General features: G+C 64.6%; 19 protein-coding genes. 11 read left to right on the top strand and 8 right to left on the bottom strand.

All coding sequences use genetic code 11. The features are described 5' to 3' along the window. Window positions 1-88: 88 nt before the first annotated feature. The 6 genes from FJV41_RS19955 to FJV41_RS53755 are packed head-to-tail and all read right to left on the bottom strand — an operon-like array spanning window position 89 to window position 5,473. Window positions 89-502, bottom strand: coding sequence for a hypothetical protein (locus FJV41_RS19955; protein WP_141644099.1), 414 nt, complete (start codon window positions 500-502; stop codon window positions 89-91). Window positions 503-513: 11 nt separating this feature from the next. Continuing rightward, window positions 514-1,605, bottom strand: a complete 1,092-nt coding sequence (locus tag FJV41_RS19950; RefSeq protein WP_141644098.1) for a phage major capsid protein — start codon at window positions 1,603-1,605, stop codon at window positions 514-516. A gap of 4 nt (window positions 1,606-1,609) precedes the next feature. Continuing rightward, on the bottom strand, window positions 1,610-2,386 hold the full coding sequence (locus FJV41_RS19945; RefSeq protein WP_141644097.1) for an HK97 family phage prohead protease: 777 nt from the start codon (window positions 2,384-2,386) through the stop codon (window positions 1,610-1,612). 35 nt (window positions 2,387-2,421) lie between these two features. Further along, complete coding sequence (locus FJV41_RS19940) at window positions 2,422-3,768, bottom strand: phage portal protein (protein ID WP_246137295.1); 1,347 nt, start codon at window positions 3,766-3,768, stop codon at window positions 2,422-2,424. An 8-nt stretch (window positions 3,769-3,776) separates the two neighbouring features. After that, a complete protein-coding gene (locus FJV41_RS19935; protein ID WP_141644096.1) occupies window positions 3,777-5,189 on the bottom strand; it encodes a terminase large subunit domain-containing protein in 1,413 nt (470 codons plus the stop codon). Next, window positions 5,189-5,473 (bottom strand): hypothetical protein, encoded by a 285-nt coding sequence (locus tag FJV41_RS53755; protein WP_246137294.1) that lies wholly within the window; start codon window positions 5,471-5,473, stop codon window positions 5,189-5,191. Before FJV41_RS53755 ends, FJV41_RS19935 begins: the two co-directional genes overlap by 1 nt. Window positions 5,474-5,949: 476 nt before the next feature. Between FJV41_RS53755 and FJV41_RS19925 the strand changes: the two genes are divergently transcribed. Next, entirely contained in the window at window positions 5,950-6,867 is a 918-nt protein-coding gene (locus FJV41_RS19925) for a DUF4238 domain-containing protein (protein WP_141644094.1), read from the top strand. Window positions 6,868-6,916: 49 nt separating this feature from the next. On the opposite strand, the gene FJV41_RS19920 is transcribed toward FJV41_RS19925, so the two are convergent. Beyond that, window positions 6,917-7,630, bottom strand: a complete 714-nt coding sequence (locus FJV41_RS19920; RefSeq protein WP_141644093.1) for a sigma-70 family RNA polymerase sigma factor — start codon at window positions 7,628-7,630, stop codon at window positions 6,917-6,919. A gap of 614 nt (window positions 7,631-8,244) precedes the next feature. Between FJV41_RS19920 and FJV41_RS19915 the strand changes: the two genes are divergently transcribed. From FJV41_RS19915 to FJV41_RS19900, 4 genes are all read left to right on the top strand, one after another. Then, on the top strand, window positions 8,245-10,587 hold the full coding sequence (locus FJV41_RS19915; RefSeq protein WP_246137293.1) for a virulence-associated E family protein: 2,343 nt from the start codon (window positions 8,245-8,247) through the stop codon (window positions 10,585-10,587). Window positions 10,588-10,808: 221 nt separating this feature from the next. Further along, window positions 10,809-11,177 (top strand): acyl carrier protein, encoded by a 369-nt coding sequence (gene acpP, locus FJV41_RS19910; protein WP_141644092.1) that lies wholly within the window; start codon window positions 10,809-10,811, stop codon window positions 11,175-11,177. A 241-nt stretch (window positions 11,178-11,418) separates the two neighbouring features. Further along, window positions 11,419-12,720 (top strand): PD-(D/E)XK nuclease family protein, encoded by a 1,302-nt coding sequence (locus tag FJV41_RS19905; protein WP_141644091.1) that lies wholly within the window; start codon window positions 11,419-11,421, stop codon window positions 12,718-12,720. Between the two features lie 55 nt (window positions 12,721-12,775). Next, complete coding sequence (locus FJV41_RS19900) at window positions 12,776-14,722, top strand: DEAD/DEAH box-containing ATP-dependent helicase (RefSeq protein ID WP_141644090.1); 1,947 nt, start codon at window positions 12,776-12,778, stop codon at window positions 14,720-14,722. 534 nt (window positions 14,723-15,256) lie between these two features. On the opposite strand, the gene FJV41_RS19895 is transcribed toward FJV41_RS19900, so the two are convergent. Further along, window positions 15,257-16,288, bottom strand: a complete 1,032-nt coding sequence (locus FJV41_RS19895; RefSeq protein ID WP_220137876.1) for an AAA family ATPase — start codon at window positions 16,286-16,288, stop codon at window positions 15,257-15,259. Between the two features lie 221 nt (window positions 16,289-16,509). Between FJV41_RS19895 and FJV41_RS19890 the strand changes: the two genes are divergently transcribed. The 6 genes from FJV41_RS19890 (at window position 16,510) to FJV41_RS19865 (ending at window position 22,144) form a co-directional block, all read left to right on the top strand. Then, on the top strand, window positions 16,510-17,040 hold the full coding sequence (locus FJV41_RS19890; RefSeq protein ID WP_141644089.1) for a hypothetical protein: 531 nt from the start codon (window positions 16,510-16,512) through the stop codon (window positions 17,038-17,040). Between the two features lie 76 nt (window positions 17,041-17,116). Next, window positions 17,117-19,126: a DNA polymerase I gene (locus tag FJV41_RS19885; protein ID WP_141644088.1), complete on the top strand. Its 2,010-nt coding sequence runs from the start codon at window positions 17,117-17,119 to the stop codon at window positions 19,124-19,126. Window positions 19,127-19,186: 60 nt separating this feature from the next. After that, window positions 19,187-19,756, top strand: coding sequence for a hypothetical protein (locus FJV41_RS19880; RefSeq protein ID WP_141644087.1), 570 nt, complete (start codon window positions 19,187-19,189; stop codon window positions 19,754-19,756). Continuing rightward, window positions 19,753-20,700 (top strand): DNA cytosine methyltransferase, encoded by a 948-nt coding sequence (locus FJV41_RS19875; protein ID WP_220137875.1) that lies wholly within the window; start codon window positions 19,753-19,755, stop codon window positions 20,698-20,700. The genes FJV41_RS19880 and FJV41_RS19875 overlap by 4 nt, the downstream gene beginning before the upstream one ends. Continuing rightward, window positions 20,697-20,924: a helix-turn-helix domain-containing protein gene (locus tag FJV41_RS19870; RefSeq protein WP_141644086.1), complete on the top strand. Its 228-nt coding sequence runs from the start codon at window positions 20,697-20,699 to the stop codon at window positions 20,922-20,924. Before FJV41_RS19875 ends, FJV41_RS19870 begins: the two co-directional genes overlap by 4 nt. After that, on the top strand, window positions 20,921-22,144 hold the full coding sequence (locus FJV41_RS19865) for a tyrosine-type recombinase/integrase (RefSeq protein WP_141644085.1): 1,224 nt from the start codon (window positions 20,921-20,923) through the stop codon (window positions 22,142-22,144). Before FJV41_RS19870 ends, FJV41_RS19865 begins: the two co-directional genes overlap by 4 nt. The last annotated feature ends 37 nt before the right edge of the window (window positions 22,145-22,181 follow it).

The raw sequence follows: 22,181 nt of genomic DNA, 5'->3' as shown, positions 1-22,181 counted from the left end.
GGTGTATAAGAGACAGGGCTCAGGGGGGCCTAGGAGCGACGAAGCCGGGGTCCGGAGGGGTGAGGAGCCCCGGCTTCGTCTCGTGGGACTAGGGGGCGGGAATCTCGTCCGGGCCGCACAGCACAATCAGGCTGGACGCGCCGAGCGTGGGAGCCGTACCGCCCGTGAGCGCGACGGTTTCGACGACACGCACATAGCGCCGCGCGGTGGACAGGCGGACGTTGACCCGGGCCACCGCGTTGGGGGCCGTGAGGGGATCGACGGCCGCACCGGGCAGGTCCGTCCACCCAGTCTGGCCGTCGGCACTCTCCTGGAGCTTCGCGGCGAGCGACACCGCCGTCGGCGTGCCCGAAGCAGCTCCCGTCGAGGCCGTCAGCACGCAGGAGTCGAAGCCCATACGGTCGATGGCCGCGCTGTTGCGAGTCCCCGCGCCGACGGCGGCGGGCACGGTGCCGGAGCGGATGCCGACGAGCACACCCGCGTCGGTGGAATTGGCGTTCATGGTGGGGCCTCTCAGGTGCTGTAGGTGATGGAGCTGAACGCCTTCGGCTGGCGGACCTTGAAGTCAGCCTTCACGATGGCGCGAACGGTGGTCTCGTCGAACTCGGCCCGCGTGTCGTGCTCCGACAGAATCAGGTCCTCGTCGATGCCGTAGATGAACTGACGCCAGTCGGCCGAGAACGTGATTCGCGCCGAGGGGACGCGCGTTGTCATGACGAACGGGAAGCCGCGAATCGTGCCCTTGTCGAGCATCTCCTGACGGAACACCCAGACTCCGGAGTTCTGGAGCTGAAGCAGCGCCGTCGCCCGCGTCGGGTGAAGCACCCAGGCCGCGTTGCCCATGCGGACATGCGCAGTCAGCGGCAGCTCCACCGCCTTGTCGATGTCAGCCAGATACGCGGCGGCAGTGGTGCCCGTCGACGCGAAGGCGTGCGCCGCGTCGAGCTGCGCGAAGAGCCCCTTCGGCGCCGCGCCCGTCCCATCGCCATTGAAGCCCGCGTCGTCGAGGCCATCCGCCACCGTCGCGCGGATGTCCTCGCCCACGCCCGCATCACCCACGCCCGGCGTCCGCAGCAAGTCGTTGCTGATGTCGGCCAGCACCATGCCCTTGTGCGCCTTGAGCACGACCTTCCCGTACTTGGGCGCGCTCTTTGGCACCGTCTCGCCTTCGCCGACCCACCTGAATTCGGAAGTGCCCGTCTGGCGGCCCAGGTGCAACTCCCCCTTGAACGCCTGGGTGCGCACGCCAAGCTTGAGCAGCGCCGCTTCGGGCCGCAGGAATTCGATGACCTCGCCACTCTGCTGGATGGGCACCAGCACGCCGGCCGAGTCGAACTTGCTGAGCTGGACGGCCTTCTGCACATCGGCGTTGCCGAAGCGCTTCGCGGCGTCGACCAGCTCAACGGCACCCGTGCGACGTCCCGCCGCGATGACGCTCTTCGCGAACGCCCCCAGGTTCTCGGGGCTCGAATAGACGCCACCCGGGAGCGGCCCCTTGCCCGACTCCATGCGGCCCGGCGCGCTCCGAGCTGCGGCGTCCATCAGCTCTCGCGCGACCTCGGGGCCCAGCGCCTTCACCATCTCCGCAACCTGCTCGCGAGTCATTCCCTCACACTCCTCGGATGTAGCTCTTGAATGCCTCGACGAAGCTCTTCGCCGCGTCGGAGGCGTTGAAACCCTTCGCCTTGTCGTCTTCCTCGTCGTCTGCCTTCGGCGGCTCGGCAGGCGGCACTTCCGTCTCGGACGCGGGCTCGGCGGCCTCTTCCGTCTCGGGCTCTTCGTCGTCCGTCGACTTCGCTTCGGCACGCGCGTCGAGCAACTCAACGACGCGCGCGGCAATCCGCTCGACGATGTCTTCGCCTTCGTCCTCGAAGGACTTCGCGCGCACGGCCCGCGCGTTGCCTGGAATGGTCACCACCGAGACTTCGAGCAGCTCTTGCGCGTCGCAGTCGTAGCCGCCCCGCTCGTTCTGCCGGTACTGCCCCGGGAGCATGAGGTAACGAACCGAGACGGCATTCAGGATGCCCTTTGCGACCTTGCGCTCGACCTTCTTCGCGAACTCATCCTCGTCGTCGAACTCGACGTCGACCATCAACGCGTCGCCCTCGACGTAGACGCGCCCCTTGCCGATGGGCAATTGCGGCTCGGCACCCGACGAAGCCGCTTCGGCCCCGTCGTCATGGTTGAAGAGCACGACGCCGTTCGCGTTGTAGCCGTCGACGCGCCAGCCCTTCACGTTGAGCCGGTCGGAGTAGCGGTCGAAGTCACCGTCACTCGCTCGAAACTTGTAGATGCGTCGACCACCGATGGACTCGACGACACTCAACGTCGCCGCGTCCTTTCGGACGGCGCTCAAACTCAGGGAGCGTGCAATTGGGACAGACATTCCCCCTGTAAATGCGTGCGGATTCCGCGAGTGGCTCAGGTGCCCTTTTCAGCTTCCGCGTTTGCTTCCGCTGAGCTGCCCTCGGCGGGCGTTGGCGTCTGACCTGGCTCGTTGGGCTTCTGGCCGGGAAGTAGCTCCGCGAACCCATGGCGCTCGGGGTGCGGCTTGAAGCCCGCTTCGGTGCGCCACTCGTCGAAAGTGAAGGCGCTCGGAAGCGTGCCCATCACCCGCAGGCGGTGTTCACGGTCGGCGGGTACGGGCGAGTCGTAGGAGAGCAGCACATCGTCGTTGAAGCGCGGAGCCAGATGCTTCTGCATGGCGGCCAGGAAGACTTCCGCGCGCGGCTTGGTCGCCTGTTCCGCGAGATGCTCACGCGCGGCATAGCTCGTCGCCTTGTTGCTGCTCGTCACGTCGCCCACAATCTCCGGGGGCACGCGGTAGACCATGCGGACGAAGTCCATGAGGAAGCGGCGCAACTCGACGAGCTGCATGTCGCGGAACGGAGTGTCGAGCCGCGCGAAGGTCGTCCGGCCGCTCGTAATCATCACCCGGCCGGCGTTGGCGGGGCCTCCGTACTCGCGCGCGAGGCTTTCCTTGAAGGCCCTCGCGGGCCCGGCCTGCCCCTCGTTGAACCCCTCAATGGCGATGACCGCGCCCGGCAGCATGTTGTTGAAAAAGGCATTCTTCGTGAAGCGCGCGGCGTGCTCGTCCGTGTCGACCTCGTCGCCGAGCGCATAGGCGATGCCGATGCCGCGGCCGAGCGGGTCTGCCGGATTCAACCGCTTCACGTAGACCACGCTCGCGGCGGGCAGCGAGAACATGCGACCACCCGCCGTCACCGTGTATGTGCGCTCTGACTTCGGCTTGCTCAGGTCCGGCAGGGCGAGCACGCAATCAGGAGGCACCGGCCACAAGCCCACGGGGACGCCGGCCACCTCCTCGACGACGGCGAAGAACTCGCCCACCAGGTCGTAGTGAAGGCAGAACAGCTTCGCGAAGTCGCGGCCCGTCATGTAGTCGTTCGGGTCCGCGAGCAGCCGCAACAGGGGATGGTCCGGCAGCTCCACCGCACCGGCCCCATCGACGAGCGACTTCAACCGCTCGCGGCGCACGTCACCGCAGGCCCGCCGCAGCGACACGTCGACGAGCGCCTTCCTCGTTGTGGGGTCCTGCCGCACGAAGGCCCGCCACGTCACATCCGCGAAGGCGTCTCCCACCGTGTCGACGATGGTCCCCAGCCACGGCATCTCCGCGTATGCGGCGAGCAGCGCGGGCACCTCCCGACGCGGCGGGGCCGAAGCCCACCGGCTCAGCTCCAGCCCCGTCCCCTTCCGCTTCGCACCACCGCCCAGCGCGGCGCGCATCCTGTCCAACAACCCCATGGAGAACCTCACACCGCGAAGAACTGCTCGGCGAACACGAGGTCGTGGACGCCCCAACAGAAGGCGTCGGCGCGATCATCTCTTCGGCCGTTAACCCCGGTGAATTTGCTGAGCTGCTGTTCGAGCTTCGGGAACGTCCCGACGAACTCGACGCGGCCCGCTTCGGCCAGGGCGGACACAGGCTCGGCGCGCTTGCTCTTCGCGCTCGTCGCCCGGACGGGCTTCACGTTGACGCTGACACCCATCTCGCCCGCGACGGTGCTGATAAGCGTCTCCACCATCTCCCCGCCCGTGTTCACCTCCACCACGAGCGCGTCACAGCCCCATTCGAGATAGGCGCGGATGGCCGTCGTCGCCCACTCGCGAGGGCTCGCCCGACGCGACAGGTCCGCGAGCACCGACACGCGCTTGAGCGGCACGTTGTCTGCCCCAAAGAGCGCGCTCGACTTGCACCCCTGGACGATGATTCCCGTTTCGTCCGAGCCGGTTTCGCTCGTGGGACTCGGGTCGACGCTGACGATTCGCCTGTCCAACTGCTGGGCATACTCGTGCGGGTCCGTGTCGACGCGCTTCCACTTCGCCGAGCCGAAGATGGCCCCAGGCACATCAAAGAGCAGCCGCCCGAGCACCTCTTGCTGGCCCCAACGCGTACCCGCCAAGGCCCGCATGTTCGCGACCGCGGTGGGTGCCAGGTTGGCGGCATTGCTCAGCGACGAGCCCGTGCGCAGCACGACGCCCGGCTTCAACTCCTGTGTCTCCGCGTTCGCGAAGAGCAGCTCTTCAATCTTCTTCAGCGGGCGCGGCGTCCCCGTCAGGAGGAGCTGCGGCGGGTCCTCGCGCGTGCCGATTCGCAGCACCAGGGGAAGTTGGTCCACGGCCGCCATGTCGTGTTTCCACGAAGCGGGCTCGTCGCCCCATCCCCACCCGGCATTCGGGCCGCGCAGTCGGTCGGGCTTATCCGCCGAGTAGCAGATGGCATAGACGCCGTTGGGCCACGTCACCCGCCGCTTCGAGGGCTCATACTTCGGGGTGAACCACGGAGGCGACAGGGCCAGGATGCCGGACGAACCGCGAATCATCGTGTCGCGCACGTCCGCCGCCGTCGGGCCAATCAGCGCCCCGACGCTCTTCGCCTGCCACGCCTTTTTGATGACCCACCGCGCGCCGCACCACGTCTTGCCGAAGCCGCGCCCGGCCATGACAAAGCACGTCGAGAACTTGTCCGGAGGGGTCTGCTCGCGCCGCGCCCAGAAGTCGAGGTCGTAGACGAGCAGCTCCACTTCCTTGTCGTCGAGCCCGCCGAACAGCTTCGCGAGCTGCACGCGGGAGCCGGCCGTCTGGACCATCCTCGACGCGGGCGACTCGTGGGGTGCGAGTCCCTCGGCGAACTTCCCCCAGGCCCCTGTGAGCACGCTTCGCATCACTCGCCCCCTTCGTTGCTGGGCTGCGCGGGCGTGGCGGCATCGGTGGGCGCGGGAGGCTCGTCGGGAAGGAACTTCCCCAGCCGGTCAATCAGCAGCTCACGCAGCGCGGCGGTGTCGGCGGTCTGGTCCTCGGGGCTCTTCGTCTCGACGTTGTCGCGTCGGCCGTACAGCTCAGGGAACCGACGGCTCAGGAGCCACTGGACGTGCTTGGGGTTCGTCGTGGCGGCGGCCTGGAGCGTCTCCGTCGCGCCCTGCATGAACTCGGCTTCCGCCCGGTTCACTGCGGTGAAGAACTCGCGATAGAGCCCTCGCGCCTCTCCTGCACCCCGGTGATACCAGCGGGAAACGGAGTGTTCCTCAACGCCGCAGAGTCCTGCCGCTGCTCGGCGGAAGAGCCCACTTCGCAGATGGTCGCAGAATGTCTTAATCAGCTCGTGCGTGAGCTTTGTAGGAGGGGCCACAACTCCTAAATGCGTGCGACTTACGGAACTGGTTCGCCCATCGATTCAGTTTCTTGGGTCCCCAGTGCACACATCGACCCGCCGAGCGGATTTTCCCAAAATTTTCTGAAAGTGGGGGCGCTCCGAGCAAGCCAGAATCCGGCCCGCGAAAGGAAATAATCACGGGGGGGCTCCCCAGGCGAGAGTTCAACCGCACCAAAAACCACACCCGCCCACACGGCCCCAAGCGAGCAGTGGCCCCATGAGGTTAGGAGCCATGCAGTCGGCGTCCAATTCTCCGTTAGGCTGTTAGCACTATGTCTGAACCCCGCCGCCATCACCTCGTGCCTCAGATGCATCTCAAGCGCTTTGCGGACCATAAGCGCCGGATCATCATGGTCTCTCGTGATCAAAAGAAGCGAGTCTCTACTGATATAAAGAAGGCTTGCGTTCAAACGGATTACTATGCCGTCGAGACGAACAACGGACGAATGCAAGACGTGGAGGGACTCCTGAGCGTCATTGAAAGCAATGCAGCCGCAGCCATTGAAAACATTCTCAGTGGCAAGTTCCCTCCCTCTCCCACAGACAGGGAGGCAATTGCCCTATTCATCGGCTTTCAGTGCGTTCGTGGAGACGAAACCCTCCAAGGCTACGGACAAGTCGTCGACGTACTAACCAAGAAAATAATTTCTAACGCAACCAGAGAGGAGATCATCGAAACGTTCCATCGGAGAGAAGGCCGCGAACCGACTGAAGAGGAGATTGCCGCCCGAAAACTCATCTTCAAAAACGTAAACAACTTCACCATCACGCCGCATCAAAACAGAAGAATTAACGTAATGCTTAAGCTGGCTCCCGAACTCGCGGACATCATGCTTAAACGCCGGTGGTTTCTCAGCGACCACGGCGACCCTTGCCTTCTCACGTCCGACACTCCAGTAGTGATGTGGTCGAAACCAACTCCCCCGACTTTTTTCTCCGGTCGCGGCTGGGCAACGGCAGATGAAGTCCAGATGCCACTATCACCACGGTTCTCGTTGTGCCTCTCATGGGAGAATGAGCTCAAAGAGCAGGTGTTTCGACTTGGAAGTAAGATAGGCCCTGAGCTAGGGGCGAAATTGAATGAACTCGTCGCCTACAAGGCCCGCCGCTGGATCTTCCATCACCCAGACACGGACCCGCTCAAGGGTGTCGAACTACTGCCAAGTGAGCCTGTCTTCTATTTTAGGTAGCAAACCTGAATTTCACAGTGTTGCCCCCAGACTTGAGCTGACGCTCATGCTACTCCCTCGCATCCACAAACAGCTCGCGCAGCTCCACCAGGGTACGCGCCAGCATCCTGTCGACCCGACTCTTTGGCGCGCCCCATGCTTCGGCCACGGAGCGCACGGACTGAGCAGGTCGGTTGATGCCGAACACGCGCGACACCAACTCTCGCTGCTCGGAGGCCAACTGCCGCACGGCCTCGAACACGAGGGCTCGACGCTCAGCCGCCAGCAGCATGGCTTCGGGCGTCTCGTCGTCGGCATCTCGCCCCGACCTCTCGCCGAGTGCGGCTTCCAGCGCATCGACCAACGGGTCGCAGCCCAGGGCACCGTCCGAGAAGTGAGACGGTATATCTATGCGTTGGACTCGAATGGCATTACTTCCGGTGCAAGTGGTTGAACGAACGGTGCGGCCTTTATGCGCGCCATCGCTCGGGTGGACGTCGCTCGCGTGCAGTCGCGCGTACTGCTCGCATGCGGTCCTCGCACGGAAGTACGCGACCTCGCCGAACGACTGCCGGCCCCTCGTAGGGTCGAACTTGTCGACGGTGCGAAGCACGGCCATCACTGCGACCTGTTCGAGATCTTCAGGGGACAGCGTGCCCGCGAACGACAGGCACTTTCCGACGGCGCGGCGGATGACTGGACGCACGGACCTGAGTAGCTCGGCGGACAGGCGTCGCTCCAGGGCGGCATCCTCATCCTCCCGGGCCTGCATGATGCGCGACACGAGGACAGTCTGCTGTGCTGCCTCAGTGGCGTACCCGTACCGTGCAACGGCCCTCTCAGCGCTGGCCCTGAAGCAAGTGGGCGAGTGAAACATCGCCACTCCAGGAGCACGCGGCATGCCGCCCAATCGCAGTTCACAGACAGTCTCAGTCACGGTGACACATCGCCCCTCGGAACAGGACCGCACGGCGGCAGCCCAACGGCATGAGCGCCGTCTCCGAGTAAATGCGTGTGACTTCTCACCGTGGCCCAGCGAAGCGAGCGGCAGCGGTAGAGGGCGAGTCGAGCCCGAAGTAGCTACCTCAGCTCAGGACCGACCTTAGCTAGTCAACTGTCTATCCTCTCTTCTCTTTACTCTCTATCTCTCTCTAAAGAAGAAGATGATGAAGTAGTATAAGGGAGGAGAAGAGGTAGGGGGAGCTAAGGGGTTTAGCAAACCAGCGTTTTTGACGAGTGACGAGCTGACACCCTCTTGCCGGCGAACAAAGCGAGCACGCGGGCCACGGCGAGAAGTCGCACGCATCTACATGGGGCATGCACACGACTCGTCCTCTGTCCCTGAGCCTCTCGCGACTTCCTGAGCCACTCCCGGAATCCGCACGCATTTACGTCGATGTGAACCAACCACTCGACGTTCTCGCCCCGAAGCCCGTCCCCTCGCCCCTTCATGCCCACCGGCTGAAGGTCGCCTTCTACGCGTCCGCTCAAGACAACGTGCCGCAAGTCGCGGAACTCTCGTGGCCCGAGCTGTCAGCAAAGCTCGTCGCCCACCGTCGCAGCCGCTGCCCGACGTCGCCCTGCCCTCGTGGCTGCCCTGCGAAGAATGGCCCGGCATGGAGCCCTGTCGACATCGTCGAGCGACGACGCTCCGAGAACGTGCGCGCCGTCACCGTGGCCGTGTTCGACCTGGACCACCTCACCTCGCCGCAACTCTCCTGCCTGGATGCCGTCAGGAGCCGGGGACTGGCCTTCGCGGTCCACTCGACGCACAGCAATCGCCCGCCCGAGGATTACTGCCTGCGACTGGTGATGCCATTGTCCCGGCCCGTGCTCCCGCGCGAGTGGCCGTCCGTGCGTGAGGCAGCAATCCGCCTCCTCGACCTCCCGGCCGACCCGGCCACGAAGGACCTGGCGCGCCTCTACTTCCTGCCGGACGCCCCCGAGGGAGTCGAGCCCATGGCCCTCAGTGCCGAGGGAATGCCCCTGGACGTCGACGGGCTGCTCGCAATGGCACGTTCGGGCCTTCCGGCTACTCCCCCACCCCCTGACGACGCTCCGGCCGACCTGTACGAGCTGCGGGCCCTCCTGCGGCGCATCCGGAAGCCCGAGCACGTTGCCCTCGTGCGCCGGGCCCTTGCCGGTGAGCCCCTGGCCCCTATCGGCGGGCAAGACAACGCCCTGAACGCCCTGATGTCGTGCGCGGCCTTCGTCCTGCCGCTCGGCACGCCGGAATCGGCCATCGTCGAGCTGTTCCGTGCGTCCTTCGCGGCCACGGACTGGCAGGAAGGGACGGAGCACCTGTGCGAGCAGGCCCTCTTCAAGCTGCGGCGCCACAAGGAACGCCGTCGGGCCCGGGACGCGTCACAGCTCGCCGATAACCGCGCCATCTGGGAGGCCCTTGGCGGGAGCACGCCTGCCTCGCTCTCCATCGACGCCCCTGGCTTCGAGGAAGACGCCCCGGACCCCGACGCCTGGGTGGGGGAGCTGCTGCTCGACACCACGAAGGACGGCGGCAAGCGCATTCGCAACTGCCAGGCGAACGTCTTCACGGTGCTTCTCAAGTCCCCCGAGTGGCGCGGCGTCTTCCGCTTCAACGAAGTGACGAAGGGGCTCGAAGTGGAAGCCAGCCCGCTCGGCCCCAGCGTGGACCTGGAAACGCTCGACGTGCTCGTCGCCAACTGGATTCAGCTCAGCAAGTACGGGCAGCTCGGCCTGATGCCGAAGGCGCACGTCGTCGCGCAGCAGCTCCTCGCCGTGGCGAAGGCCAACAGCTACGACCCGGTGGCCGACTACCTCGCGGAACTCGTCTGGGACGGAAAGCCGCGGCTCGACGAGTTGCTCGTGACGTACTTCGGCGCGCGGGGGGAGCCCAACTACCTGCGGGCCGTCGGCGCGAAGTTCGCCATTTCAGCCGTTGCGCGTGCCTTGCGCCCTGGGTGCAAGGTCGACACGGTCATGATTCTGGAGGGGCCCCAGGGCCTCCGGAAGTCGACGGCGTTCCGGATTCTGGGCGGCAGGTACTTCAGCGACGCCACCATCGACGTCACCAGCAAGGACAGTGCGATGCTGGCCTCTCAGTTCTGGTTCATCGAACTGGCCGAACTGAGCACGTTCCGCAAGAGCGAGGACCAGGCCCTCAAGGCGTTCATCACCCGGGTTGAGGACACCTACCGGCCTCCCTACGGACGCGCCAACGTGAAGAGCCCGCGTCGGTGCATCTTCGTCGGGACCACGAACGACGATGACTACCTGAGAGACCCCACGGGGCATCGCCGCTTCTGGCCGGTGAAGTGCACTCGCATCGACACCGAGGGGCTCGCGCGCGACCGTGACCAAATCTGGGCCGAAGCCGTCGTGCGCTTCCACCAGGGCGAGGACTGGTGGCTGAGCAACGAGGAGGCGGCCGGGGCCGAGCAGCAGGCCGCCCTGCGCATGGAGAACCATGGGGATAGCCGGAAGGAAGTCATCCTGAAGTGGCTGCTGGAGATGCCGGCCGACAGGCGGCCCTCGGACGTGACGTTGCTCCAGGTCGGCGTGGAAGCCTTCGCGCTCCACCCTGCTCAGGTCGACCTTCGGTTCTCACGCGAGATTGGGGCGGCGCTGAAGTCGTTGCACTTCACCCGAGGCCAGCGGCGGATGGGGGATGGGACACGGCCGCTGGTCTACTACTTGCCGGACGAGCTGAAGGACGCGCCTACGGAGAAGCACGGCGAGCGGCCAAGGGCATTCAGGCCGTAGAGAGCAGTCCAACCAAACGAAAGCGCGTCACACAAATAAATTCGGACAGTACATGGGCTGGCGGGGCAAGCCGTGTTTCCGCCACGGCTGGCCGAATCCATCCTCTCTTCACAACATCTTCACCGACCCGCCACGGAAACCAAAACACTGCAAACTATGCCAACTCCCTTGACCACAAATGCAGATCCATCAGAATAGCCTCCCCCATATCCAGGAGCCCCATGCACCACTCCATTGCTCGCCATTCCGCACTAGGCTTTCTCGCCGCGCTGCTAATCTCAACCACGGGGAGCGCCTCACCCAGCCAGCTCGCGTCCACGCAAGCCTCCACCACGCAAGTCACGGCTGGGCTTTCGAGTACTTGCACAAAAGTAAAGAGAATCATCGCAGAGAAGGCCGACGTCCCCCCCTCCAGCGTCACCGACAGTGCGGATCTCATTAACGACTTGGGAATGGATGAGCTAGACCTAATCGAGCTCGCCATGCACTTCGAAGATGAGTTCGAAATCGAAATCCCCGATGAGCACGTCGAACTCATTCACACAGTCAGCGATGCATGCAAGTACGTCGAAGGGGCCGTCGGCTCCTAGCGGTCGCCACGACCTATCGGGACTGAGGCGCTCGCCCTGAATTCAACGCCACACCTTCAAGACAGCGCGCTCCCCCTATTTGTCGCTTCGCCAAGAAGGGTACGTGGCCATGCTTTAAGCGTGGCCTCTTGTTGAACCGAGAGGGATGCCTATCTATGCCCTCTCTTTCGCTGCTGCTCTGGAATTCGTTGGGCCGAAATTGGGCTGAGCCACTCCCGGAAGCCGCACTCATTTAGAGAGGGTGACGCCCTCCCTCGAAGCCCCCAGCAACAGCCCCTCCGTCATCGCCGGGGTCATCCAGCGCTTGAGCGTGTCCCAGCTCAAGAAACACAAGCTGTGCCCCCGTGCTTGGTACTTCGCCAAGGTGTTGCGGTTGCCCGAGCCGAGCACGGGGGCACAGCAGGTCGGCACCGAGGGCCACGCGCAGCTTGAGCACTACCTGTCGACGGGCGAAGACGTGCTCGGCGCGTTCGCGAAGGCGGGTGCCCATCTCCTGCCGACTCCCGGCCCCGACCTACTCGTCGAACAGCCTCTCGACGGTGCCCCCCCACTAACTGCGGGCGGCATCCCGTTCACCGGTTTCATCGACCTCGTCGACGCGCGGAACCTCGCCACTGACGGCGTGCTGCGAATCACCGACCACAAGTTCACGAGCAACATCGCGAGCAACGCCGCGACGCCCGAGCAGCTCGCCGACGCCAACACGGAACCCGGCCTGCAAATGGTCGGCTATGGCGCGTGGGCGCTCAGCCAGGCCGAGCGCTTCCCGGGCGTGCGCGAGCTGGAGCTGGAGCACCTCTACTACCAGACCCGGGGCCAGCGCCTTGCAGCCTCCGTTGTCGCGTCGGTGCCCGTCGAGCACATCGCGCGCGAGTGGCGGACCAAGGTCGAGCCCCAGGTCGAAGCGATGAAGACGCACGCGCAAGCCGCCCGCGCTTCCGACGTGCCCGCGAACTACGGCCCCGCCTGCACGAAGTACGGCGGGTGTCCGTTCATGGCGAAGTGCCTCACAGGAGAGAACAAGACGATGTCCCTGCGTGACAAGCTGCTCAGCAAGCCTTCCGAATCCGTCCCCACCACCGACGCCGCGGTTGACCTGCCCGCCGTCCTGCCTCCCGACGCGCCGCAGCCCGCGCCTGTGCAGATGGCCCCCGAGGTCGCCGAGCAGCCCGCGCCGAAGCGACGAGGGCGCCCGCGCAAGGCTCCAGAGCCCGCGCAGGCTACGAGCGACCTTCGTGTTCTCTTCGTTGACTGCGTGCCGACCAAGCATGACGGGCCCCGCCCCGAGTCGCTCACTGGCTATGTCGACGACATGCACCACAAGGTCGCCCAGGCGGGAGGCGTCGACGATGTGCGCTTCGCGGGCTCCGACTCCCCGCTCGGGTTCGGGAAGTGGCGTGGCGCGCTCGCGATGGCCGCGCGTGTCGAGTTGCCCCCTCCCGGCATCTACACCGCGCTCGGGGTCGCCCAATCGGAGCTGATGCAGGTCATCGTCGAAGCCCTCGAACCGTCCTTCGACGTGGTCGTTCGCGGCATCCGCTGACGGCACATCACCAGCCCCGTCGGCTTCGGCTGGCGGGGCACTTGCCCTTCCCAGCATGAGACTTCTCCACCGGCTGAACCCGGGCGCGGCGCCTCTTGCCGAGCGTCCCGCTACCGTTGCGCCCGTTACCCTCGCGAAGCTCACGGGCGACCGCGCCACCATCGCGAAGGGTCAGCCCGTTGGCTGGTCTCCAGACCTCGCTCGCGTGCTCAGCCTCCCGCGTCGGGACCTCGCGGCGAGCTATGGCAGGGCTGACTTCGCCACGCTGGAAGCCTCGTTGCGCGCCCCACCTGGAACGCCCTGCGTCTGCGGGACGCTCGGGAAACGTTGCCCGTCCTCGTTGCTCCCCATCCAGCGCCTTGCCCTCCTGGAAGCCGCGCGCACGGGTGGCGGGCTCTTCCCCATCGGAGTAGGGCACGGGAAGACGCTGATTGACCTCCTGCTTCCGCTCGCAATGCCCGGGTGCAAGGTCGCCGTGCTCCTCCTGCCGTCCAACCTGCGCCCCCAGCTCCTCGACGTCGACTGGCAGTTCTACGGCGGGCACTGGTGCTTGCCCAACCTCGCAGGCGGCCGGTGGTTCCGACCTGGCTTGCCGGTTCTCCACGTCATCACCTACGAGAAGTTCTCAACCCAGGAAGGCACGGACCTCCTGACGCGCGTCAGGCCGGACCTCATCATCTGCGACGAGGCCCACAAGCTGAAGGACCGGAAGAGCGCACGCACGGGCCGGTTCCTCCGTTACCTGGAACAGCACCCCCAAACGCGTCTCGTGGCCCAGTCGGGCACGCTGGCGACGAGAACGGTCAAGGACTACGCCCACCTCGCGGAGTACGCCCTACGGGACGGCAGCCCGCTCCCGCTCAAGCACCACGTCGTCGAGGAGTGGGCGTCGGCACTGGACCCGGGGCTCGTCGCCGCGCCTCCTGGAGAGCTGCTCAAGCTCGTCGACCCGTCGCACCCACTCGCCCCGCTCGAAGGTGAGAACGAAGCCGAACGCGAGCGCCGACGGGTGCGCGATGCCTATCGGCGGTGGCGTAACGCGACGCCGGGTGTCGTGGCAACCGACGAGAGCGCCGTTGGCATGTCGCTCACTATCCGCACGCGCGACCCGGGCAAGGTGCCCGACGAGCTGCTTGCTCACATTCAGACGGCGCTCGGCGGGCAACGCCCCGATGGCGAAGAGTTCGTCGACGAGTTGCAACGGGTCGTCTGCGCGCGGCAGCTCGCGAGCGGCTTCTTCCATCGCTGGCGCTACCCGGCCATCCAGGGCACGCCGCAAGATCCCGAGCTGATTCTTCGTTGGTTCTCACGCCGGCAGGAGTTCAACCGGGAGCTGCGCGAGCGCCTCAAGCGCCCCGCCGAGCACCTCGATTCCCCCGGCCTGCTCGTCCGTGCCGCGATTCGCGCTCACCAGTCCCCGCCCTATGACGGCGACCTCCCGACGTGGCGCGCGCACTCCTGGCCCGCCTGGGGCGAGATTCACAAGCGCGTCGTCCACGTCACGGAAGCCGTGTGGCTCTCCGACTTCATCGTGAACGACGCGGCGAAGTGGGCGCTACGGAAGGGGCAACCGGGAATCGTGTGGATGGAGTTCCCGGAACTGGGTGAGCGCATCGCGAAGGCGGCGGGCGTGCCCTTCTACGGCGGTGGCCCGGAAGCGTCGGCGACCATCATCCGGGAGAGTGGGAAGCGCTCCATCGTCGCGTCACTCCGCGCGCACGGCACCGGGAAGAACCTGACGATGTTCTCGCGGATGTTGTTCGTGAACCCGCCAGCCGATGGCGCCGCGTGGGAACAGGCCATCGGCCGATGCCATCGACAGGGGCAGCTTGCCGACGACGTCGAGGTGGAGCTGTACCAGCACACCGCCGAGTTGGTCGGGGCCTTCCAGAAGGCCTGCGACTTCGCGCGGTTCATTGAACAGACCGAAGGCACACCGCAGAAACTGTGCTTCGCGCATTACGACGGGGCGGGTCATGAGACATCGCCCCAGACGCAATAGCCCATACCAGCAAGCCAATAGAACTCAGGGCGAACTAAACACGTCCTGGGCCCTGATCCTTTTTATCCTCCGGCTTTGACAGGCTAGCGCCAGCTACTTGCTCTCCTGTCGTTGGGGTGTGCGCCCCCGACTGCCGCGCTCCATATTGGCGAAATACATCTCCTTGCCTAGCTCTCGATTCAACGCGCTCGGTGACAAAATCGACAAGACGCTCTTGACTCCTCCACTTGTCACTGAGCCGAGATGGGTCGAGGCGGTGGGCACGCACGATACCCTTCAAGTCTTGAATGGGTAGTGCTTGCAAAAAAGCGCGCAACCCCAGCGCACCCTTATCCGATAGGATTTGAAAGGGGTCGACCAACTGCCGCTTCTTTGGCTTCTTTGGCCGAACTGGCCTATCTTCAGTGGACAACGTGTCTGCATAAGCATCGCGAAGCACCGACTCCAGACGGCCAGCAAACTCTGGATTTCGAATAAACTCCTCGCAAACCACGTCGACCAGTGCATGGGCCACTCTACGCAGTTGCCTTCCCTTCAGCATAGCCTCACAAAGTCCTTCGTCAACTCAGAGTATCTTTCGTAGTTGTTTCCGTAGCCATACTTCTGACGCAACGTATTGACCCGGGCCTCAAAATCAACAGCCTCAGCAATCTTTGCGGCTTCGGGGATCACCGTTGGAAATACTGGCGGCAGTTCGTTTCTTGCCGCAGCCTGTTGCATCTGACTCAGTCGGGAGTTGTGCAAAACGCTTTGAACGCGATACTTGCTAACAATGATCCCCTTCGAAGGAACGGAGATCCCCTTCGTACTGGCAAATGTCTCTATTCGATTCAAAATCTGAGGAACGCCGTAGGTCGAAAGAATGTCCGGAACCACCGGAATGACATAGCCATTGCTCATGCCAATGCCATTCAGAGTGATAATTCCGAGATTGGGCGGACAGTCAATCAATACATAATCAAAGCCATCCAGAACTGGGCGCAGCGCCCCTGCGAGCACATCGACTGGACTAATGGCATAGAAGTTGCCGCCGGGAATCAACGCCAACTGATCCTGGAGTTCAATCAGCCCAAGGCTTGACGGGAGAAGCGCCAGCCGTGGGATTCCACCATGAAGGTTTGACACATTGCGAACGATGGCGTCATTCACATTAAAGACGTTCGTCTTTTCGAGCTTGTCTTTGAAGAGCTGCTTCAGGGTTTGACCAGCATCGTCACGCCGCTGCCACTCCTCTTCAGAAATCAAGGCAACAGTGGCATTGGTCTGAGGGTCGAGGTCGACCACCAAAACATTTTTCCGATGCTCATCGGCCAGGAACTCGGCAATAGCAACAGTGCTCGTCGTCTTTCCTACGCCGCCCTTCAAATTGATGAAGCTAATGATCTTCGTCATCTTTCCGTCCTTTTGCTTAAGCCATGCAATGATTTCATCCCGCTTCCACACGGGACCACTTCTGAGATCTGCTAGCGGCTGAGGAAAGTTAACGTACCGCCCGCGCCAGTTGACAACCGCCTGCCGAGTGACGCCTGCAAGCTCTGCGACTTCAGAGATACCGACCAACTCCATGCGCGAACCCTGTTACCTTCGTCAACAGAATGCAACCGTTTGTGAACGGTGTCAACGGCGCGCGTTGCTTTTCGGTTCACTAAACACTTAGCGGCTTCAGTGGTGCGTCTTTTGGGTACATAAGACCACCCAGTCCGAACCACTCCCAGAATCCGCACTCATTTACGTGGGGTCAGCACACTTCCTCGCTGACGCAACCCAAGCCGAAGGGCCCACGTAACATGAACAACGCACTGACGAAGATTGCCACCGCGCAGGCTGCGGCGGGCGGGCGCTATCCGCGCTTCGGGCGATACCTGCTCGAAGTGGAAGTCATCCGCACCAAGGAGGGCTTCAAGGGGGACGCAGCTATCGCCGAGCTGAAGGTCCGCGAGTCCGACCCCTTGCCGGGTGGCGAGTCGCCGAGCCGGGCCGGTGAGACGGTCGACTACGTCGAGAACCTCAGTGACGCGAAGAAGGGCGGCGGCGGGCGCTTCAAGTCCTTCCTGATGACGCTCGTTGGTGCTGACGAGTACGAGTTCGCCAACCCGGCCGCGCTGAAGAAGTTCTTCGACGAGCGGCAGGCCGGCACGCACCTCCTGATTCGCTGCGAGGTCTTCCCCAAGCAGCTCCCCGCGAAGGAGGGCCACGCCGGCAAGGTCATCAGCGGCTATCGCTGGTCCCATGTCGAGCTGAACAACGAGCAGCTCGCGCAGGTCGAGCAGGCCCGCAAGGCGAGCAAGCTGCCCGCGCTGGCCGACGCCCTCTACTGACCTGACGTCCGGCGGCGCTCTTCCGTCGGCGGATGGCCCACGACACGGGCCGCTCTCCCTTTCCACAAGGCATCCCGTGAACGTCTGGTCGTTCGACACGGAGACGTGGCTGATTCAGCCCGGCTTGCTTGCGCCACCTCTCGTCTGCGGCAGCATCGCGACGCGCGAACCCGGTAGCGAACGGCTACTCGACAAGGCCCAGGCCCGGGAGTTTTTTCGCAAGGTCCTTACCGCACCTGACACGCATCTCGTCGGCGCGAATCTCCCCTACGACCTCGGAGTGATGGCGGCGGACGACCCGAGCCTTGTCGCGCCCATCTTCGCGGCGCTCGATGCCGGTCGCCTGCATTGCGTCCAGATTCGCGAAGCGCTCATCGACATTGCTCGGGGCATGTACGGCGTTGACCCGTCGACGGGGCGGAAGCTCGACGACGACGAGGGAGCCCGCTACCCGCTCGCGCTCCTCGTGCAGCGTCACCTGGGGCTCGACATCAGCGAGGAGAAGAAGAACCCGAAGGCATGGCGCCTCCGCTACGGAGAATTCGACGGCGTCCCTGTCGAGCGCTGGCCCAAGGAAGCCGCTGACTACCCGAAGCGCGACGCTCGCTACACGCTCGACGTCTACTTCCGGCAGGAAGCCATCGCTCGCGAGACGCCCAACGGCGGCAACCTGCATGCCGAAGCCGACCAGATGCGCGCCGCGTTCGCGCTCCACCTCGCCTCTATCTGGGGCCTGCGGACGAACGGCGCGTCGGTGGCCCAGCTCCGTGAGCGCGTCGAGCGAGAGTGGAGCGAGAACCGGGCCAAGTTCCAGGCGGCAGGCATCTACCGCGACGACGGGACGAAGGACTCGAAGCGACTCGCGGCGCTCGTGACTGCCGCCTATGACGGGCAGCCTCCCGTCACCGCGCCCAGCGACCGATTCCCTGACGGCCAGGTCGCGACCGACCGTGACACGCTGCTCGGCTCGGGTGACGTGCTCCTCGAAGACCTAGGCAAGAGCGGGCGCGTCGACAAGTACAAGTCGACCTACCTGGACGTGGTCGAGGCCGGCACCGCGCTCCCCATCAACCCGCGCTTCAACGTGCTGGTGTCCACGACGCGCGTCTCCAGCGACTACCAGCAGCTCCCCCAGAAGGGCGGCATTCGCGAGGTCCACGAGGCCCGGCCCGGGTTCGTCTACTGCTCGGTCGACTACGGCGGCCTTGAGCTTCGCACCATGGCTCAGCGGGCAATCTGGGAGCTGGGCTTCTCGAAGATGGCCGACGCCCTGAACAGTGGGCTCGACGTTCACACCCTTGCCGCGGCCGAGTTCCTCGGGGCGAACTACGACGAGCTGCTTTCGAAGGTCAAAGCGAAGGACCCCGTCGCGGTCGCCTTCCGCCAGCTCGCGAAGATTCTCAACTTCGGCAAGGGCGGCGGGATGACTGGCGGTTCGCTCGTCTACAACGCGCGCGCGAAGGACCGGGTTTCGTTCTGCCTGCTGGCAAAGCGCGCAGACGTCTGCGGTGTCGAGCGAGTCGTCGTGACCGTCCAGCGCAAGCCGAAGATGGTCTGCCGGGCGTGCGTCGAGGTCGCGAAGGACTTGGATAAGAAGTGGCTGAACGCGTGGCCCGAGCAGCGCGAGCTACAGCACCGGGCGAAGTCGCGCACCTACGGGGGCGGGTTCGCCGACGTGATGATTCCGGGCGCGAACATCCTGCGCGGGGCATGCGGCTACACCCAGATTCTCAACACGCCCTTTCAGGGCCTGGGGGCCGTCGGTTGCAAGCGCGCGATGTGGCGCGTCAGTCGCGAGATGTACGTCGAACGCAGCTCGCCTCTCTATGGCTCGCGGCTTGTCCTCATGGTGCATGACGAGCTGATTAGCGAGCTGCTCGCCGACGACCCGCAGCGGTTGCACGACGCGGCCGAGCGCAAGGCAGAACTGATGCGGCAAGCGATGCGCGAGGTGACGCCTGACCTGGCACCGGCAATCGAAGCCGAGCCCGCGCTGTCCCGCATCATGTCGAAGGACGTCGCCACCGTGCGCGACAGCTCCGGGCGGCTGCTCGTCTGGGAGCTACCCGCGAAGCGCGCGGCCTGAACCACGCTCGGAATCCGCACCCATTTAGGGAGGGACCTCTTTCCCTGATTGGTGCAACGGATGACTTCAACCTCCACCGCGCGACAGCTCCTCGTGGCGCTCGACCCCGGGCTTCGCGAGTGCGGTGTCGCGATCTTCGACCTGGACTCGGGCGAGCTGCTCGCGGCGGGCATGCCCACGAATCCCGAGCGGAAGGCCCGAGGGCTTCCGGCATGGTCGCGGATGGCGGACGGGGTGGCCGCGTTCGTTTCGTCGCTCCTGGAGCCGCTCAGGGCCGCAGGCGGGGCTGTTTCCGTCACCGTCGCGAGTGAGTGCCCCCAGGTCTACACGGCCGGGAAGAGCAAGGGCGACCCGAACGACCTCATCGAACTTGCCGGTGTCGTCGGACGCGTCGCGGGTGCATTGGGAGCCACGTCGGAACGGAGCTACCTGCCTCGCGAGTGGAAGGGAACGCTCGACGGTGACGTCATGGTCGAGCGCATCAAAGCGCGTCTCGGCGAGCGACCGCATGAACACCTTCGCGTGCAGCTCCCGCGCGCCCAGGACAAGCACCACAACGTCTGGGACGCCATCGGCATCGGCCTTCACGTCGTCGGCCGACTCGCGCCCCGGAAAGTCTTCCCCAGGTGAGCGCGCATGGCCTGGCTATTCATCCCGTCGGAATTCATCCGCGCCGCGCACTTGAACTCTTCGCTGGCGGCGGCGGACTCGCTCACGGCCTCAAACTGGCCGTGCCTTCCCTCCGGACTGTTTGTTACGTCGAGCGGGAAGCATACGCAGCGGCCTGCCTCGTGGCCCGGATGGAAAAAGAAGAACTGGATACGGCGCCTGTCTGGGACGACGTTGGAACCTTCGACGGCATCCCATGGCGTGGCATTGTGGATTGCGTCAGTGGGGGGTTCCCCTGTCAGGACATCAGCGTTGCTGGCAAGGGTGCTGGCCTCGACGGCGAGCGCTCGGGCTTGTGGCGCGAGTACGCGCGAATCGTCGCTGAGGTTCGACCCCGCTTTGTCTTCGTCGAGAACGTCGCGGCGCTCCGTTCGCGGGGCCTCGACCGCGTGCTCGCCGACCTTGCCTCGCTCGGGTTCGATGCGGAGTGGATGTGTCTCCGAGCGTCCGATGCCGGAGCCCCTCACAAGCGAGAACGTCTCTTCGTTCTGGCCCACGCCGAACACTGGGGAGAGTTCGAACGGACACGGGAGACGAGGAGGGAAGCCGGGCAACGGGCGCCAGTCGGGGGCGGACCTGAGCGCGCTCGTGAAGGACTGGCCGACGCCGGGGGCGTTCGACTGGAAGGTCGCGAGCTGCGTCGGTCAGCGTCGCCGACAGCTCTCGGAAGCGATTCTGACCTTCCCCAGTGGCCCCCAGGGCGCGACGACATCACAGGATGGCGCGCAGTCCTCGCAAGGCGCCCGGACGTTGAACCCGCGGTTTGTCGAATGGCTGATGGGCTGGCCCATCGGATCGACCGACTGCGGCTCCTCGGAAATGGCGTCGTGCCCCAGCAAGCGGCGCTCGCCTATGGACTCTTGCACGCGCGGCTGTTCGGTGCCGCGTTGAGGGCCTCGGAATGAAGGCGTCCGAACAGGTCGCAGCAGAGAATCCGCCCGAGTTCCTGACGGTCGACGAGGCCGCAGCTCTCCTGCGCGTGAACCGGAAGACGCTCTACGAGTCGATTCGGTTGGGGCAGGTGCCGGGGGTCGTTCGCATCGGGAAAGCCCTCCGCATCCGCCGCGCTGCGCTGGTAGAGTCCACCCCGGGTAAGGGCCGTGATTCTGCGCTTGGGAGTCGACGATGAGCGTCAGATTGCGGAAGTGGACGACGAAGGAAGGGAAGTCAGAGGAGGCGTGGCAAGTGGACTTCGTGTTTCAGCACGCGGACGGACGGAAACAGCGAGTCGTGAAGTTCTCGCCCGTTCAGACTCGTCGGGGTGCCGAGCACTACGAACGAGAACTGCGCAACGCCATCCTCAGCGGAACCTTCGGAAAGGAGAGCAAGCAAGAGGAGGGGAGCGCGCCTACGCTGGCGAATTTCGCGCCACGATTCCTCACCTACAGCGAGAACAACAACAAGGCTTCAACGGCAGACACCCAGCAACGACACCTGGAGAACCACATCATTCCGTTCTTCGGGGAGATGGCATTGGATGACATCGGCCCGGCGCAAATCGAGGACTTCAAAGCCGCAATGAAGAAGAAGTCCTCGGCTACTCGTGCACGCAAGGACGCCCCCACAAAGGCAGCCATTCGCAAGCGCAAGGACACTGCACCCAAGACGCTGGGCAAGAAATTCATCAACAACGTCTTGTCGTCGCTCAGCAAGCTCCTGGCTGTCGCGGAGGAGCAAGAGGTCATCGCGAAGGCTCCCCACGTGAAGCTGTTCGTGAAAGTGCCCAAGCCTGATTTCGACTTCCTGAGCTTTGAGGAAGCCGAGCGGCTCGTTGCAGCCGCTGAACCGGAGTGGCGTCCCGTGCTCCTCGTCGCCCTCAAGGCGGGGCTGCGGCAGGGGGAGCTGATGGGGCTTCAATGGAACGACCTGGACCTGACCCGAGGCCTGCTGAACGTCAACCGGACGATTTGGAACGGTGTGGAGGACTTGCCGAAAAGCGGGCGCGAGCGAGCGGTCGATTTGCCCGCTTCCGTGGTGGATGCCCTCAAGGCACACCGGCACCTTCGGGGCCGCTTCGTCTTCTGCCAAGAGGACGGACAGCCACTGACGGCCGGGCTGATGAAGGCTCCGCTTCGTCGTGCGCTTAGGGAGGCGGGCATTACCCGCGAGCAGGGGCAAATCGGCTGGCACGACCTGCGGCACACCTACGGGAGCCACCTTGCGATGAGGGCGGTTCCGCTGAAGGTGATTCAGGAGCTGATGGGGCACGCGACCATCGAAATGACGATGCGCTACGCCCACCTGAGCCCCGACACTCGGAGAGAGGCGGTCTCTGTGCTCGACCGCCCCTCTGTTCCCGAATGCGACATACGTGCGACACGGGCAGTTGAAGCGTCTAACTGCCCGTAACTACAAGGCTAAACTGTGGAGGCGGAGGGAATCGAAC

Origin of the sequence: Myxococcus llanfairpwllgwyngyllgogerychwyrndrobwllllantysiliogogogochensis, from assembly GCF_006636215.1 — a bacterium.
In the GTDB taxonomy this organism is placed as follows: Bacteria; Myxococcota; Myxococcia; order Myxococcales; family Myxococcaceae; genus Myxococcus; species Myxococcus llanfairpwllgwyngyllgogerychwyrndrobwllllantysiliogogogochensis.
Note: the sequence above shows the minus strand (reverse complement) of the source record. Positions and strands in the feature narration are given on the sequence as shown.

What these genes read in the sequence shown, in the direction of transcription:
- FJV41_RS19955 (WP_141644099.1), bottom strand. Translation starts at nt 502, where the DNA reads ATGAACGCCAATTCCACCGACGCGGGTGTGCTCGTCGGCATCCGCTCC.
- FJV41_RS19950 (WP_141644098.1), bottom strand. Translation starts at nt 1,605, where the DNA reads ATGACTCGCGAGCAGGTTGCGGAGATGGTGAAGGCGCTGGGCCCCGAG.
- FJV41_RS19945 (WP_141644097.1), bottom strand. Translation starts at nt 2,386, where the DNA reads ATGTCTGTCCCAATTGCACGCTCCCTGAGTTTGAGCGCCGTCCGAAAG.
- FJV41_RS19940 (WP_246137295.1), bottom strand. Translation starts at nt 3,768, where the DNA reads ATGGGGTTGTTGGACAGGATGCGCGCCGCGCTGGGCGGTGGTGCGAAG.
- FJV41_RS19935 (WP_141644096.1), bottom strand. Translation starts at nt 5,189, where the DNA reads ATGCGAAGCGTGCTCACAGGGGCCTGGGGGAAGTTCGCCGAGGGACTC.
- FJV41_RS19925 (WP_141644094.1), top strand. Translation starts at nt 5,950, where the DNA reads ATGTCTGAACCCCGCCGCCATCACCTCGTGCCTCAGATGCATCTCAAG.
- acpP (WP_141644092.1), top strand. Translation starts at nt 10,809, where the DNA reads ATGCACCACTCCATTGCTCGCCATTCCGCACTAGGCTTTCTCGCCGCG.
- FJV41_RS19900 (WP_141644090.1), top strand. Translation starts at nt 12,776, where the DNA reads ATGAGACTTCTCCACCGGCTGAACCCGGGCGCGGCGCCTCTTGCCGAG.
- FJV41_RS19895 (WP_220137876.1), bottom strand. Translation starts at nt 16,288, where the DNA reads ATGGAGTTGGTCGGTATCTCTGAAGTCGCAGAGCTTGCAGGCGTCACT.
- FJV41_RS19890 (WP_141644089.1), top strand. Translation starts at nt 16,510, where the DNA reads ATGAACAACGCACTGACGAAGATTGCCACCGCGCAGGCTGCGGCGGGC.
- FJV41_RS19880 (WP_141644087.1), top strand. Translation starts at nt 19,187, where the DNA reads ATGACTTCAACCTCCACCGCGCGACAGCTCCTCGTGGCGCTCGACCCC.
- FJV41_RS19870 (WP_141644086.1), top strand. Translation starts at nt 20,697, where the DNA reads ATGAAGGCGTCCGAACAGGTCGCAGCAGAGAATCCGCCCGAGTTCCTG.
- FJV41_RS19865 (WP_141644085.1), top strand. Translation starts at nt 20,921, where the DNA reads ATGAGCGTCAGATTGCGGAAGTGGACGACGAAGGAAGGGAAGTCAGAG.